The sequence below is a fragment of the Flavobacterium quisquiliarum genome, from assembly GCF_019308285.1.
Classification (GTDB): domain Bacteria; phylum Bacteroidota; class Bacteroidia; order Flavobacteriales; family Flavobacteriaceae; genus Flavobacterium; species Flavobacterium quisquiliarum.
In genome coordinates, this window is record NZ_WWEM01000021.1 from 16,554 (window position 1) to 31,153 (window position 14,600).

The following is a 14,600-nucleotide window of genomic DNA, read 5'->3' on the forward strand; positions in this document are numbered from 1 at the left end:
CTATTTTTATGGCCTGTCTTGTAAATAAAGAGATTGTGGCAAATGTGAGCTTTTAGATCTTTATTTACACCCAGACTTAAAAATTTAATGACAAAACGACTTATATATTATCATGTCAAATCATAAAATACTCACTATTGACAATCTGTCACTTCAAGAATTTGATTCAGAAGCAGAATTAATCCCTTTGTTAACTCCGGAAGACGAAGAGGAAATGAATAATGAAGAGCTTCCTGTTTCTCTGCCAATTTTACCGCTACGTAATACTGTTTTATTTCCAGGAGTTGTTATTCCAATTTCTGCAGGAAGAGATAAATCGATAAAACTTATTAATGATGCCAATGCTGGCGGAAAGATAATAGGTGTTGTTTCACAAATTAATGAAGAAGATGAAGATCCGTCAAAAGATGATATTCATAAAATAGGTACTGTTGCTCGTATTTTACGTGTTTTAAAAATGCCTGATGGAAATGTAACCGTTATTCTTCAAGGTAAAAAGCGTTTCGAAATCGACGAAGTGGTTTCAGAAGAACCATACATGACAGCTACTATTAAAGAAGTTGCAGAAGAACGTCCAGATGAAAATGATTCTGAATTCACAGCTATTTTAGATTCAGTTAAAGAATTGGCTATTCAAATTATTAAAGAAAGCCCAAATATTCCTTCTGAAGCTACTTTTGCAATTAAAAATATTGAAAGTCAGTCGTTTTTAATCAATTTTGTTTCTTCTAATATGAATTTATCAGTAAAAGAGAAACAAGGTCTTTTATCGATAAATGGTTTAAAAGAACGTGCTTTAGAGACGTTACGTTACATGAATGTCGAGCTTCAAAAATTAGAATTGAAGAATGACATTCAGTCAAAAGTTCGTTTTGATTTAGATCAACAGCAGCGTGAATATTTCCTTCATCAGCAAATGAAAACCATTCAGGAAGAATTGGGAGGCGTTTCGCAGGAAGAAGAAATGGACGAAATGGGCTTAAAAGCGAAAACCAAAAAATGGGACGAAAAAACGCAGAAACATTTCGAGAAAGAATTGTCAAAAATGCGTCGCATGAATCCGCAGTCTCCTGATTTTGGTATTCAAAGAAACTATTTAGAGTTGTTTTTAGAATTGCCTTGGGGTGAATATTCTAAAGATAAATTCGACTTGAAATTTGCACAGAAAGTTTTAGATAAAGATCACTTCGGATTGGAAGAAGTGAAAAAGAGAATGATTGAGCATTTAGCAGTTTTAAAATTACGTAATGACATGAAATCACCAATTATTTGTTTAACAGGGCCTCCAGGAGTTGGAAAAACTTCTATCGGACGTTCGGTTGCTGAAGCTTTAGGACGTGAATATGTTCGTATTTCGTTAGGTGGTTTGCGTGATGAAGCAGAAATTCGCGGGCACAGAAAAACTTATATTGGAGCGATGCCAGGAAGAATTATCCAAAGTTTGAAAAAGGCAGGAACTTCAAATCCAGTATTTATTTTAGATGAGATTGATAAATTATCAAGCGGTAATAGCGGTGATCCATCTTCAGCTTTATTAGAAGTATTAGATCCAGAGCAAAACAGTGCTTTCTACGATAATTTCCTTGAAATGGGATATGACTTGTCTAAAGTAATGTTTATTGCGACTTCAAATAATATGTCAGCTATTCAGCCAGCTTTGCGTGACAGAATGGAAGTTATTAAAATGTCAGGTTATACTATTGAAGAAAAAGTAGAGATTGCAAAAAGACATCTTTTTCCAAAACAATTAGAAGCTCACGGTTTAACGGCAAAAGATTTAACAATTGGAAAAAAGCAATTAGAAAAAATTGTTGAGGGTTATACTAGAGAATCCGGAGTTCGTAATTTAGAAACCAAAATTGCTCAAGTTATTAGAAATGCTGCAAAATCGGTAGCAATGGAAGAGGAGTACAATAAAAAAGTGACAGACGAAGATATTGTTGCTATTTTAGGTGTTCCAAGACTAGAGCGTGATAAATATGAAAATAATGATGTTGCTGGTGTTGTAACTGGTTTGGCTTGGACAAGTGTCGGCGGTGATATTTTGTTTATTGAATCTTTGATTTCTGAAGGAAAAGGCGCTTTGACTATTACAGGAAATCTAGGAACTGTAATGAAAGAATCGGCAACTATTGCTTTAGAATATATTAAAGCAAATGCCAAGAAATTAGGTTTAAGCACCGAAATTTTTCAAAAATACAATATTCACCTGCATGTTCCAGAAGGAGCTACTCCAAAAGATGGTCCAAGTGCTGGTATTGCAATGCTGACCTCTTTAGTTTCGCTTTTAACTCAGAAAAAGGTAAAGAAAAGCCTAGCGATGACAGGAGAAATTACGCTAAGAGGAAAAGTTTTGCCAGTTGGTGGAATTAAAGAGAAAATCTTAGCCGCAAAACGAGCTGGTATTAAAGAAATTATTCTTTGTCATGAAAATAAAAGTGATATTGATGAAATTAAAGCAGAATACTTGGACGGACTTTCATTTCATTATGTAAAAGAAATGAGCGAAGTTTTAGCAATTGCTTTAACAGATCAAAGTGTTAAAAATGCGAAGACATTGAAATAAACATAGGTCTTAGAATTCCAAATATTTTTAAAATCCAAATTCCAACTCTAAGTAAATAGGTTGGAATTTGGATTTTTTTTATTGGAATTTATTTAGCGTTTATTTTCATTTTTGCTGTTATATAATTTTATATTTGTAGCTGCGTTATTCACAAATAGGAGCGTTCCAAAAGACATGTTTAAACAGATCGTTTTATTTTTTATGTTACTGATTTGTTCGACTTCGTTCGGACAAGTTGGAGGACGTTACACCTATCAATTTTTGAATTTGACAACTTCGCCAAGACAGGCTTCACTCGGTGGAGATGTTATTACTATATATGATGAAGATGTCAATCAGGCCATGTCTAATCCAGCGCTTATAAATGCGGACATGGACAATCATTTGGCTATGAATTACGGGAGTTATTACGGAGAAGCTTCTTATGGAACAGCTTCATACGCCTATACTTATGATAGACACGTGCAAACGCTTTATGCGGGTGTAAGCTACATCAATTACGGCTCTTTTGAAGGGTATGATGAAAATGGGCAAGCAACTTCTAACTTTACAGGAAGTGAAGGTGCACTTACCGTAGGGTATGCGTACAACGTTCCTTATACAAGTCTTTATTTGGGAGCTAATGCAAAACTTATAACTTCATCCTTAGAAAGTTATAATTCTATTGGTGGTGCTGTTGATTTAGGTCTTTTGTATGTAGACGAAAGAAATGATATTAATTTTGGTTTGGTGTTTCGCAACATTGGAACACAGTTCACCACTTACTCTGGAATAAAAGAAAATCTGCCTTTTGAAATCGTTGCTGGTATTTCGCAGGAATTAGAACATGTACCTATTCGCTGGCATCTTACATTAGAAAATTTACAGCAATGGAATATCTCTTTCTCGAACCCTAATCGAGGAGAAACCAATATTGATGGTTCAACAAGCGCAGAGAAAGTTTCATTTTTTAATAATGCATTAAGACACGTTGCTTTTGGAGTAGAACTTTTTCCGAAAAGAGCCTTTAATTTACGCGTCGGATATAATTTTAGAAGAGGAGAAGAATTAAGAGTTGATGAACAACGTAATTTCTCGGGAGTTTCGTTAGGATTTGGATTAAAGATAAATAAATTACGATTTAATTATTCCTATTCTAGATATACATTAGCTGCTAATACAAGTCTTTTCGGTTTAATTTTAAATTTTCAATAATTAAAAATTTAAAAAGAGTAATAATACTTCATTAATTATTCAGCAGTTTTTTCAAATTTTAAATGAAAAAAATAGTGTTTATTTGCTTTCTTATTGTTTCGGCCTTTGCTGTATACTTTTTTATTGATAATGAAAAAAACATTGCTTCTCTTTCTTCTGAAGAATCAGAAAGAGTTGAATCTCAAGTTTCAGAAATCAAAAGAATTACAGAAAGTGATTCAAAATACAATAAAGAGATTGCTTTTTTGATTGACATGAAAATTCCATCAGGCAAAAATCGATTTTTTGTTTATGATTTGAAAACAAAAAAAATACTAGATCAAGGTTTGGTTGCTCATGGTTCTGGTTCGGAAACAGGAATCAAAGGAAAATTAAAATTTAGCAACATACCGAATTCATTAAGTACTTCATTAGGTAGATATTCGATTGAAAATCATTATATTGGAAAGTTTGGAAAAGCGTACAAACTTTATGGATTAGACAAAACAAACAATAATGCTTTTAAAAGAGATATTGTTTTTCATTATTATTATGATGTTCCGTATAAAGAGAAAGATGGTTACATTTGCAATAGCCAAGGTTGTCCAATGGTAAATAAAAAATATTTTGACAGACTTGCAAAAATTATTGATAGTTCTGAATCGAAAATTGTAATGAGTATTTATTATTAGAATTTTGGAACTTTAAAAGAATAAACATTTAAAAATAAAGAATTGAAAAAGATCACCATTGCTATTGACGGATTTTCATCAACAGGTAAAAGTACCTTAGCAAAACAACTGGCAAAAGAATTAGAGTATGTATATGTAGATACTGGCGCTATGTATAGAGCGGTAGCTTTTTTTGCTATGCAGCATAATTTAATTGGGGCCAATTTTTTTGATAAAGACGCTTTAGTTAGCGCATTGCCTAAAATTCAATTAGAGTTCAAGTTTAATGCAGATTTAGGTTTTGCCGAAATGTATTTGAATGGTGAAAATGTAGAGAAACAAATTAGAACAATTGAAGTTTCTAATTTTGTAAGCAAAGTTGCGACTGTTTCAGAAGTTCGTTCAAAATTAGTGGAACAACAACAGGAAATGGGTAAGAATAAAGGTATCGTTATGGATGGAAGAGATATAGGAACGGTTGTTTTTCCTGATGCCGAACTAAAGATCTTTATGACGGCCAGTGCAGAAACACGTGCACAAAGACGTTTTGATGAATTACAGGCAAAAGGAGATAACGTAACCTATGAGGAAGTTCTTAAAAATGTTGTCGAGAGAGATAATTTAGATACCAGCAGAGAAGATTCGCCTTTGGTGATTGCAGACGATGCTATTGAGATAGATAATTCTTACTTAAATAAAGAAGAGCAGTTTGATGCTGTTTTAGAATTAGTGAATGATGTTGTTAAAACAGCATAATTTTTTGCAGATATTATTTTTAATGGTAGTTTTACCGCTTCATTTTTACTAAAGACAAATTATACTATATGGGTATTAAAAATAGATTGATTTTAATGAGCTTTTTACAATTTTTTGTTTGGGGAGCTTGGCTTATAACAATTGGAAATTATTGGTTTGGTACAAAAAACTGGGAAGGAACTCAATTCGGACTAGTTTTCGGAACCATGGGAATTGCTTCTCTTTTTATGCCTACACTTACAGGTATTATTGCTGACAGATGGATTAATGCTGAAAAATTGTATGGAGTCCTTCATATTCTTTATGCAGCTGTTTTGTTTGGAATAACACAAGTTTCAACTCCTGATACTTTTATTATAGTAATGCTTTTGGCGATGTGCTGTTATATGCCGACAATTGCTTTAAGTAATTCTATTTCTTATACTTCGCTTAAATTAAACAATAAAAATATTGTAAAAGACTTTCCGCCAATCCGTGTTTGGGGAACAATCGGTTTTATTGTTGCGATGTGGATTACAAACTTAAGTGGAAGCAAAGCAACTGAATATCAGTTTTATATTGCTGGAGCAGGAGCTTTAATTTTAGGAATTTATGCTTTTACATTACCAAAATGTGAGCCACAACGTTTAATTAAAGAAAATGCAACTTGGATTGAGACTTTAGGTTTAGAGTCATTTAAGTTGTTTGGAAACTATAAAATGGCTTTGTTTTTTGTTTTTTCTATGTTTTTAGGAGGAGCACTACAATTGACAAATGCTTATGGAGATGTGTTTTTAGATGAGTTCAAACATTTTCCTAAATATGCAGATTCGTTTGTAATTAAATATTCGACTATTATTATGTCGATTTCTCAGGTTTCTGAAACCTTATTTATTTTGGCAATCCCATTTTTCTTGAGACGTTTTGGAATCAAACAAGTTATGCTAATCAGTATGCTGGCTTGGGTTCTTCGTTTTGGGTTATTTGCTTTTGGAGATCCAGTTGGAGGATTATGGATGATTATCTTGTCTTGTATTGTTTACGGAATGGCATTTGATTTCTTTAATATTTCAGGATCATTATTCGTAGAAAGTAATACCGATTCTAAAATTCGTTCTTCTGCGCAAGGTTTATTTATGATGATGACAAATGGAGTAGGAGCGGTTTTAGGAAGTTTGACTTCTGGTTGGGCAATCGATCGTTTCTTTACAAAAACTTTTGCAAATACAACTGAGTTAGCGGGATTTTTACAAACAGATACAACGAACTCTAAAATGTTGGAGTTTGTAAAAGGTCAGGGGAATTCAGTATCTCCAGATGGAATTTTTGCTAACCCGATTTTGATGAAAGACTGGCACACAATCTGGCTGTCTTTTGCTGCGTATGCTCTCATTATTGCAATTGCTTTTGCTGTTTTATTTAAACACAAACACGATCCAAAAGAAATTGAGAATTTGAGTCATTAGAATATACAATTAAGCCCGACAGTTTTATCTGTCGGGTTTGTTTTTTTAATATCCTCCTTGGTAATATGATTTGAATTTGAGACACATTAAGATTTTTAATTTAAAACTTATGTTATTAATATGAAAAAAAGTAAATCAATATTTCTATTTTTTTTATTATTTATTTTTAGTGCTATTTATGCGCATAAAGATCGGATTGAAGTTCCGCAAAGACTTGTTTTTGTAATGAAAAATAAAGAAGTAGTTCGTTTTGATTATACTGATGTACAATTAGAAAAATTCTGCAAAGATATTGTTTATAAGAGGATAGTAATATCAGAAGTTCAATTGTTTTATAAAACGGGAGAAATTGTAACTGTGCAATCGGATGGGATAAATTTGACTTTATTCAAGATAACATTTAAAGGAAAGAGTTTGTATGTTCCATCGGATAAATTAAAAAAAATTAATGAGATTAATTTTTTCACTTTGTATTTGTTTTGGTCTGGTGAAAGTAATGCTTTTAATTCTCATTATTTATGTCTAAGATTTGATATAGGAATAGAGTCTGCATTTAATGTTTTTCCAAATTTGGAACTGCATTTTGAGGATAAGAAGTTTACAAGAGCAGAAGTTTGGACGCAGACAAGCAAGAATTCAAGGCAAGGAAAAATTTTTTAGTATAAAATTTAGAAGAGTGTAATTTCGTATAGTAACCCCGACAGGTTTTTAAAACCTGTCGAGGTTTTGTTTTGAATCAGTTTTAAAGTTTGTTTCTGAATATTAGGAATAACAACAAAGGTAAAATACAGATTACAATATATGTTTTCAGTTTATTATTGCGTTCAATTTCTTGTGAAACATTTATACTCTTTTGATTTTCATAAGCAAATCTTGAAAGACGATTGTCTAAGTACCATATGTATAACGAATCATTATGTTTAGACATGTATTCGGATATTTCAGATTCATACGATTCATGATTTAAAACATTTCCTTTATTAAAGTAATGATTTATTGATTTTATAGATGAGCTTTTTCCGCTCCTGGTTGATGATGTTTTTGTAGAGTCAATTTTCACTTTAATTTTCCTGAACGCTTTTTCGTTTTTGATAACTTTATAATTATCAGAAAATTCCATAGCAAAAAGAAAGGCCATAAAAGAAGGGAAAACTAATACTAGAAGAAGTAAAATTGATAAATAACTTTTTCCCTCATCTTGAGATTCTTGTTTCATGGGCGGTGAATTTCTTGATTGCAAATATAGTAAACCCGATAGGTTTTTAAAACCTGTTGGATTTGTTTCATTTAGGAACTTATGAAAAAGTAAAAGTTCTAGCCTAGCCCCGATAGAAGTGGAAATCCTTTTGTGACTCGTTTCTTTAACGAGACACAAAAGATTGGAGCGGATAGCGGGACTAAAGGTGATAAAAAAACGGAAATTCGTTGCTCCTTAACAAAATCACTGATAATCAGTCTTAAAATATTTTGTAAGTCCAAATATTTGTAGTAATTTTGCAGACCTTTTGGCAGAGAAGAGTTTCCTTTAGGTATCAACTATTTATGTAAAACAACTTCTGTATTTTCTATCGCATAGAGAAACTCGAGAAAAACAGAATACAAATTTTTTTATCAGCATGTCTGAACAAACAAAATCACAAGAAGAGTTTTTAGCAAATTTTAACTGGCACAACTTCCAAGAAGGAATCGATGCAGTAGATGAAAAAAACTTACAAGAGTTTGAGGAACTAGTATCAAAAACTTTCATCGCTACAGATCAAGAAGAAGTAGTTGAAGGAGTTGTAGTTAGAATTACAGATAGAGATGTTATCGTTGATATCAATGCTAAATCTGAAGGTGTTATTTCTTTAAACGAATTTCGTTACAACCCAAATTTAAAAGTAGGTGACAAAGTTGAAGTATTAATCGACATCCGTGAGGATAAAACAGGTCAATTAGTATTATCTCACAGAAAAGCACGTACTATCAAATCTTGGGATAGAGTTATTGCAGCAAATGAAACTGGAGAAATCGTTAACGGTTTTGTTAAATGCAGAACTAAAGGAGGTATGATTGTTGACGTATTCGGAATCGAAGCGTTCTTACCTGGATCTCAAATTGACGTTAAGCCAATTAGAGACTACGATGTATATGTAAACAAAATGATGGAATTCAAAGTGGTAAAAATCAACCACGAATTCAAAAACGTTGTTGTATCTCACAAAGCTCTTATCGAGGCTGATATTGAAGTACAGAAAAAAGAGATCATCGGTCAATTACAAAAAGGACAAGTATTAGAAGGTGTTGTTAAAAACATCACTTCTTATGGTGTGTTCATTGACTTAGGTGGTGTTGACGGATTAATTCACATTACTGACCTTTCTTGGAGTAGAATCAACCACCCAAGTGAAGTTCTTGAATTAGACCAAAAATTAAACGTTGTAATCCTTGATTTCGATGATGAGAAAACAAGAATTCAATTAGGATTGAAACAATTAAACGCTCACCCATGGGATGCTTTAGATGCTAACTTAACTGTTGGTGATAAAGTTAAAGGTAAAGTAGTTGTAATCGCTGATTACGGTGCTTTCATCGAAGTTGCTGAAGGTGTTGAAGGTTTAATCCACGTTTCTGAAATGTCATGGTCAACTCACTTACGTTCTGCTCAGGACTTCGTGAAAGTTGGAGATGTTGTTGAAGCAGTTATCTTAACTCTTGACAGAGATGATCGTAAGATGTCATTAGGTATCAAACAATTAACTCAAGATCCATGGACTGACATTACTTCTAAATACCCAGTAGGTTCTAAACATACAGGTATCGTTAGAAACTTCACAAACTTTGGTATTTTCGTAGAATTAGAAGAAGGAATTGATGGATTAATCTACATTTCTGACCTTTCTTGGACTAAGAAAATCAAACACCCATCTGAGTTTGTAAACGTTGGTGAAAAACTTGATGTTGTAGTATTAGAATTAGATGTTGAAGGACGTAAATTATCTTTAGGTCACAAACAAACTACTGCTAATCCTTGGGATCAATACGAAGATTCTTTCGCTGTAGGAACTATCCACAATGGTGAAATTTCTGAAATCGTTGACAAAGGAGCTACTGTAGAATTCGGAGATGATATCGTTGCTTTCATTCCTACTCGTCACCTTGAAAAAGAAGACGGAAAGAAATTGAAAAAAGGTGATACTGCTGATTTCAAAGTAATCGAGTTCAACAAAGAATTCAAAAGAGTAGTTGCTTCTCACACTGCTATCTTCCGTGAAGAAGAAGAGAAAAACGTGAAAGCTGCTGCTGAAACTACTACATCTGCATCTACAAACGCACCAGCTGCAACTTTAGGTGACAACAATGATGTATTAGCTGCTTTAAAAGCTAAAATGGAAAAAACTGAGAAAAAATAATTCTTAGCTTTTTTATAAATAGAAAGTCCTGCAGAGATGCAGGACTTTTTTTGTTTTATACTGTTATTTCAATAAACTATAGTTTTATTTTAAAGCAAGTAACTTTGTTTCTTCTGGAGTAAATTCAGGAACGATAGCATAAGAATCAATATTTGCTATTTCTAATTCGTCAAGAATATCTATAAGATTTCCGTAATTGGATTTTTTTGTTGGTTTTATAATAACCGAAATGCTTCTTCCTGGTTTGCCAAGTCGTTCGGCATATTTTAATGCTGTATTGTTGTAAGCTGCTATTTTTTTACGGATACCTTCTTTTCCATATTGAGTTGTCTGAGGTTTAATTTTGGGAACTGCCAAAAGTCCTGCGTAATAAATCAATTTGTTATCCGGTCCTAGTATGATTGTTAATGTCCTATTTTCTCCATAATGCTGAACAGGACAGTCGCAACAGTCACTGCCTGCACTTAAGTCTAAAATTTTAGGCTTCGATAATTCTCCAACTAACATAAAAAATATAATTAGCAGGAAAGAAACACTGACCATAGCGGTTAAATCAACTCGTGAATGTAGTTTTTTACTTCTGACTTTTTGCGGTAGGTTTTTCATGATTTTTTGCGTTTTGGTTATTTGATAATTTCTAATTGGATGCTAATAGTTTTGTCTCTTCTGGAGAAAATTCATCTATAACTGCATAAGTATCAATATTTGCTAATCTTAATTCTTCTAATACATCGATTAAATTTCCGTAATTACTCTTATTAGATGGTTTTATAAAAACAATTGCTCCACGATTCGGCCTGCCTATAGCTGCAGAATATTCAAGAATTTTTTTATTGATAAGATTTAAATCTGTTCGAAATCCACTTTCACTGTAATTGGTTTCTTTTGGTTCTTGAATAGGAGAATATAATAAACCAGCATATGTTACTATTTTATTATTTTCTCCTAGCAGAACAGTATAAAACCTGTTTCCACTGTAGCAACCAAACGAACAATCACCTAAACATGTTGGGTATCTATCGGGCAAACTCAAATTCATAACTTTTGGTTTCGATAATTCGCCAACAACCATAAAAAATATAATCAGCAGAAAAGAAACACTGACCATAGCAGTTAAATCAACTCGTGAACTTAACTTTTTACTTCTGACTTTTTGAGGTAGATTTTTCATAAAAAACAGGTTTTGAATCTAAATTTAATAATAAAAAGAATGCAAAATTCAATGGAGTTTTAAAAATAATCAAAAATAATTTTAAGGATTAAACCGTTGTTTTTCAGTGGATATTGCAAATTTTTCAAAGATATTTTTAATTCTTTTCATTTTTCGTAAAACCAAAAGAAATATATCCCCGTAAATGACATTATAACTTAAAAAAAATAATTATGAAAACTAGAAAATTTTTAGCAGTAGCAATTTTAGCTTTGGCTTTCGGATTTACATCATTTGCTCAAAAAACAGTAATGGTAGGCGGAGCAGCAATGTATCCAAACAAAAATATTATTGAAAACGCTGTTAATTCAAAAGATCACACAACTTTAGTTGCAGCAGTAAAGGCGGCAGATTTAGTTGAAACTTTAAAAGGAAAAGGGCCGTTTACGGTTTTTGCTCCAACAAATGAAGCATTCGATAAACTGCCAAAAGGAACAGTTGAAACATTACTTAAACCTGAGAATAAAAAAATGCTTCAAAATATTTTAACTTATCATGTAGTTGCAGGAAAATGGAGTGCGGCTGCTATTGCAAAAGCAATAAAAGCAGGAAAAGGTAAAGCAACCATAAAAGCAGTAAACGGTGGTACTTTAACAGCTTGGATGGAAGGTAAAGATTTGTACATCACAGATGAAAAAGGTGATAAATCGAAAGTGACAATTGCAGACGTTAACCAGTCAAATGGAGTAATTCATGTTGTTGATGCGGTATTACTTCCTAAGAAATAATTAGTTCAAGTAACAGAATCTAACAGTTATAAAAGCTCAGTAAATACTATTTATTGAGCTTTTATCTTTTAGCTGTTAAAGTACTTCCCGTAGATGCAATTACTACACAAACCACAGCTAAAATTTCATAAATATTCAATTTTTCTTGTAGAAATATAAAAGCACAAATAGAAGCAGCAGCGGGTTCCAAACTCATCAAAATGCTAAAAGTTCGTGGAGGAAGCTGTCCTAAAGCTTTCATTTCTAAAGTAAACGGAATCGCACTAGATAAAAGCGCCAGAGCAACTCCCATTCCGAAAAATTTAGGTGTTAAGTTTGTTAATCCGTTTTCTAGAAAACCGAAAGGTAAAATTAAAATAGCGGCAAACAGCATTCCAGTAGAAACCGCTTGTCCTCCGTTCATAATTTTGGAGATTTTACCTCCTAAAACTATATACGCCGTCCAAAAACCTCCGGCTAAAAGAGCAAACAAAATTCCTAAAGAATCTAAACGGTCATTTGTCCAAGGAGCAATCAATAGTATTCCGATTGCAGCAAGAAGAACCCAGCAATAATCAATTAAACGTTTGGAGCCTGCAATTGCTAATAATAATGGTCCAACAAACTCCAAAGTAACAGCTAATCCAATTGGAATTCTTTCGATTGCAAAGTAAAATATTAAATTCATGGCACCTAAAGATAGACCGTATGGAATTACGATTTTCCACTGTGCTGGAGTAATTGTCTTTAAATTTGGTCTATATGCCAACAATAAAATTAAAGCTGAAATTCCGATACGAAGCGACGCAGTACCTGCAGCTCCAATTGCAGGAAATAATGTTTTGGCAATCGCTGCACCACATTGAACACTAATAATTGCTAGCAATACCGCAGGAACGGGAGGGAGGTTTATTTCTCTATTTCTCATAAATCACTGGCAGAAAAGAAACGATTTCTGCTTAATAAACTAAAAGTATATGTATTAATTGCCTAACGCGCGTTTGGTTACAAAAGCGCGATATCCAATAATTGCCATCTGCCATTTTTTTGCTTTTGCAATGTCTAATCCTTGTTTGGTAAAACTAGGCAATAGTATTTTATTGAGTTTGGCTAGAAATTTATACATAGTAGATTTGTTTGGGCAAAGATATAAAAAAAGACTTTGTGTTTGAAACAAAGTCTTTTGAGGTATAAAAGAGTGAAAATCTAGATCTTAAGAATTAGGTTTTGATCGCCTTCTGTTTCTCTATTTATTGCATTTTTAGGAGCTTCTATCCAGCCGGTCTTGTTAATGACAAATTTGAACAAATGTGTCTTGTCTTTTTCAAGTTTTGATTTTGGAATTGTTAATTCAAAAGTGTTTTTGTTTTTTCTAATCATTTGAAAATTTGCATCATTCGGATTCCAATTGTCAAATGAACCTGCAATTGAAACACTTTTTACCAAGTCAGAATTTAATGCTTTGTCATGTTCATAAGTAAAAACAACATTGTCACCGATTAGTTTATAACCATAAATACCAGATTGTTTTTTATTCTCACTTAATAAATCACTTGATAATCTCATAACAACTTCTCCTAAAGCATTCGCGGTATTTTCATCACTTATATTTACGATAATAGAAAATCCTAATTGTCGTTCGGGATAAATGATTAACATATTCTGAGTTCCAAATGCACCTCCATGTTTCCAGCAGTTTTTTCCATTTTCATCTACCTGAATATAATCCCAAAAATATCCGTTCCAAGTTGTTGGGCTGTTTAGCAGATTTTGCTGTGATTCTTGAACAATTTTATTCTTCGTATTCAATTCATAAGCAATGAATTTAGTCAAATCATTTAAAGTAGATTTTAATCTTCCTGCTGCACCCCAAAGATTATCTGAAATTCTAGGCATTAGGAGACCTTTTAGATTATAACCATTCGCAACAACAACTTCTGGATTTAGATTTATTCCAGTTGATCTCATATCTAATTTAGAGAATATGTTTTCTTTTAAAAGTGTTTCATAACTTTTTTGATAGACATTTTCTAAGATGTGAGCCGTCAAATTAAGACTCCCATTACTGTATTTAAATTTAGTTCCTGGTAGCGTATCTAGTTTTATTGTTTTAAGATCCTCAAAGAAATTTTCACGAGTATAAGATTCATCCATTTTCTTAAAAGCAAGATAACTGCTGTCACTTCTGTTTTTTCTTAATTCAGCATTGTCCGGAAGATCTTTATCAAAACCTGTTCTAAAAGAGACTAAATCTTTAATCGTTATTGGCGTTCCATTGTATTGCAAATTAGGATAAGAACCTGTAATATATTTTCTAATATCATCATCTGGATTTAGTTTTCCTTCCAACACAGCCTGAGCTACAAGTAAACCAGTAAATAATTTGGTAATAGAGGCAACTTCAAAAACAGTATTATTATTGGCAATATTTTCTTTTGCTTTATCAATTTCGCCATAATGACGCGTATAAGTTTTTCCATTTTTGACAACTCCAATAGAAATTGAATTTGCTTTTGACTTACTCATTAAAAGTGAAGCCGTTTTGTCCATTGACATAAAAATGTCTCTTTCGACTTTGTTTTGCTGTGCTAAAATTGAAAAGCTAAAAAACAAAAGAAGGATTAATAGTTTATTTTTCATTTTTCTTCAATTAGGTTTTAATTAGCTTTAAGAAATTTCA

Annotated in this window: 14 protein-coding genes; 8 read left to right on the top strand and 6 right to left on the bottom strand. The window is 32.5% G+C overall.

Annotated features, from left to right (window positions below):
* The first annotated feature begins 112 nt into the window (after positions 1–112).
* From lon to GSY47_RS09910, 6 genes are all read left to right on the top strand, one after another.
* Positions 113–2,566, top strand: coding sequence for an endopeptidase La (gene lon, locus GSY47_RS09885; protein WP_179002022.1), 2,454 nt, complete (start codon positions 113–115; stop codon positions 2,564–2,566).
* Between the two features lie 174 nt (positions 2,567–2,740).
* Positions 2,741–3,760, top strand: coding sequence for a type IX secretion system protein PorQ (gene porQ, locus GSY47_RS09890; protein ID WP_179002020.1), 1,020 nt, complete (start codon positions 2,741–2,743; stop codon positions 3,758–3,760).
* Positions 3,761–3,822: 62 nt separating this feature from the next.
* On the top strand, positions 3,823–4,431 hold the full coding sequence (locus tag GSY47_RS09895) for a murein L,D-transpeptidase catalytic domain-containing protein (protein WP_179002018.1): 609 nt from the start codon (positions 3,823–3,825) through the stop codon (positions 4,429–4,431).
* A gap of 42 nt (positions 4,432–4,473) precedes the next feature.
* Positions 4,474–5,166, top strand: coding sequence for a (d)CMP kinase (gene cmk, locus GSY47_RS09900; protein WP_179002016.1), 693 nt, complete (start codon positions 4,474–4,476; stop codon positions 5,164–5,166).
* A 68-nt stretch (positions 5,167–5,234) separates the two neighbouring features.
* Positions 5,235–6,611, top strand: coding sequence for a nucleoside permease (locus GSY47_RS09905; RefSeq protein WP_179002014.1), 1,377 nt, complete (start codon positions 5,235–5,237; stop codon positions 6,609–6,611).
* A 120-nt stretch (positions 6,612–6,731) separates the two neighbouring features.
* Positions 6,732–7,271, top strand: a complete 540-nt coding sequence (locus GSY47_RS09910; RefSeq protein WP_179002012.1) for a hypothetical protein — start codon at positions 6,732–6,734, stop codon at positions 7,269–7,271.
* 82 nt (positions 7,272–7,353) lie between these two features.
* On the opposite strand, the gene GSY47_RS09915 is transcribed toward GSY47_RS09910, so the two are convergent.
* The gene (locus GSY47_RS09915; RefSeq protein ID WP_179002010.1) at positions 7,354–7,827 is read right to left on the bottom strand and encodes a hypothetical protein; all 474 of its coding nucleotides are present in this window, start codon (positions 7,825–7,827) and stop codon (positions 7,354–7,356) included.
* Between the two features lie 400 nt (positions 7,828–8,227).
* Here GSY47_RS09915 and rpsA point away from each other — a divergent pair, with 400 nt between their 5' ends.
* Positions 8,228–10,003 carry a 30S ribosomal protein S1 gene (gene rpsA / locus GSY47_RS09920; protein ID WP_109193527.1) on the top strand — a complete coding sequence of 592 codons (1,776 nt, stop codon included), beginning with the start codon at positions 8,228–8,230 and terminating at the stop codon, positions 10,001–10,003.
* 84 nt (positions 10,004–10,087) lie between these two features.
* Here the strand turns inward: rpsA and GSY47_RS09925 are convergent, their stop codons facing one another.
* Together GSY47_RS09925 and GSY47_RS09930 are read right to left on the bottom strand one after the other, a co-directional pair.
* A complete protein-coding gene (locus tag GSY47_RS09925; RefSeq protein WP_179002008.1) occupies positions 10,088–10,609 on the bottom strand; it encodes an ExbD/TolR family protein in 522 nt (173 codons plus the stop codon).
* A gap of 31 nt (positions 10,610–10,640) precedes the next feature.
* The gene (locus GSY47_RS09930) at positions 10,641–11,174 is read right to left on the bottom strand and encodes an ExbD/TolR family protein (protein WP_179002006.1); all 534 of its coding nucleotides are present in this window, start codon (positions 11,172–11,174) and stop codon (positions 10,641–10,643) included.
* 212 nt (positions 11,175–11,386) lie between these two features.
* Between GSY47_RS09930 and GSY47_RS09935 the strand changes: the two genes are divergently transcribed.
* Entirely contained in the window at positions 11,387–11,941 is a 555-nt protein-coding gene (locus tag GSY47_RS09935; RefSeq protein WP_179002004.1) for a fasciclin domain-containing protein, read from the top strand.
* 61 nt (positions 11,942–12,002) lie between these two features.
* Here GSY47_RS09935 and GSY47_RS09940 read toward each other — a convergent pair whose 3' ends face one another.
* The 3 genes from GSY47_RS09940 to GSY47_RS09950 all read right to left on the bottom strand — a co-directional run bounded on the left by GSY47_RS09940 (position 12,003) and on the right by GSY47_RS09950 (position 14,560).
* Positions 12,003–12,848, bottom strand: coding sequence for an EamA family transporter (locus GSY47_RS09940; RefSeq protein ID WP_179002002.1), 846 nt, complete (start codon positions 12,846–12,848; stop codon positions 12,003–12,005).
* A 54-nt stretch (positions 12,849–12,902) separates the two neighbouring features.
* Positions 12,903–13,046, bottom strand: coding sequence for an SsrA-binding protein (locus GSY47_RS09945; RefSeq protein WP_091498870.1), 144 nt, complete (start codon positions 13,044–13,046; stop codon positions 12,903–12,905).
* Between the two features lie 80 nt (positions 13,047–13,126).
* Entirely contained in the window at positions 13,127–14,560 is a 1,434-nt protein-coding gene (locus GSY47_RS09950; protein WP_179002000.1) for a serine hydrolase, read from the bottom strand.
* Positions 14,561–14,600: the final 40 nt, after the last annotated feature.

Bases quoted from the DNA above. Each gene is read 5' to 3' on its own strand.
- lon (WP_179002022.1), top strand. From the start codon at position 113: ATGTCAAATCATAAAATACTCACTATTGACAATCTGTCACTTCAAGAA.
- porQ (WP_179002020.1), top strand. From the start codon at position 2,741: ATGTTTAAACAGATCGTTTTATTTTTTATGTTACTGATTTGTTCGACT.
- GSY47_RS09895 (WP_179002018.1), top strand. From the start codon at position 3,823: ATGAAAAAAATAGTGTTTATTTGCTTTCTTATTGTTTCGGCCTTTGCT.
- GSY47_RS09905 (WP_179002014.1), top strand. From the start codon at position 5,235: ATGGGTATTAAAAATAGATTGATTTTAATGAGCTTTTTACAATTTTTT.
- GSY47_RS09910 (WP_179002012.1), top strand. From the start codon at position 6,732: ATGAAAAAAAGTAAATCAATATTTCTATTTTTTTTATTATTTATTTTT.
- GSY47_RS09915 (WP_179002010.1), bottom strand. From the start codon at position 7,827: ATGAAACAAGAATCTCAAGATGAGGGAAAAAGTTATTTATCAATTTTA.
- rpsA (WP_109193527.1), top strand. From the start codon at position 8,228: ATGTCTGAACAAACAAAATCACAAGAAGAGTTTTTAGCAAATTTTAAC.
- GSY47_RS09925 (WP_179002008.1), bottom strand. From the start codon at position 10,609: ATGAAAAACCTACCGCAAAAAGTCAGAAGTAAAAAACTACATTCACGA.
- GSY47_RS09930 (WP_179002006.1), bottom strand. From the start codon at position 11,174: ATGAAAAATCTACCTCAAAAAGTCAGAAGTAAAAAGTTAAGTTCACGA.
- GSY47_RS09935 (WP_179002004.1), top strand. From the start codon at position 11,387: ATGAAAACTAGAAAATTTTTAGCAGTAGCAATTTTAGCTTTGGCTTTC.
- GSY47_RS09940 (WP_179002002.1), bottom strand. From the start codon at position 12,848: ATGAGAAATAGAGAAATAAACCTCCCTCCCGTTCCTGCGGTATTGCTA.
- GSY47_RS09945 (WP_091498870.1), bottom strand. From the start codon at position 13,046: ATGTATAAATTTCTAGCCAAACTCAATAAAATACTATTGCCTAGTTTT.
- GSY47_RS09950 (WP_179002000.1), bottom strand. From the start codon at position 14,560: ATGAAAAATAAACTATTAATCCTTCTTTTGTTTTTTAGCTTTTCAATT.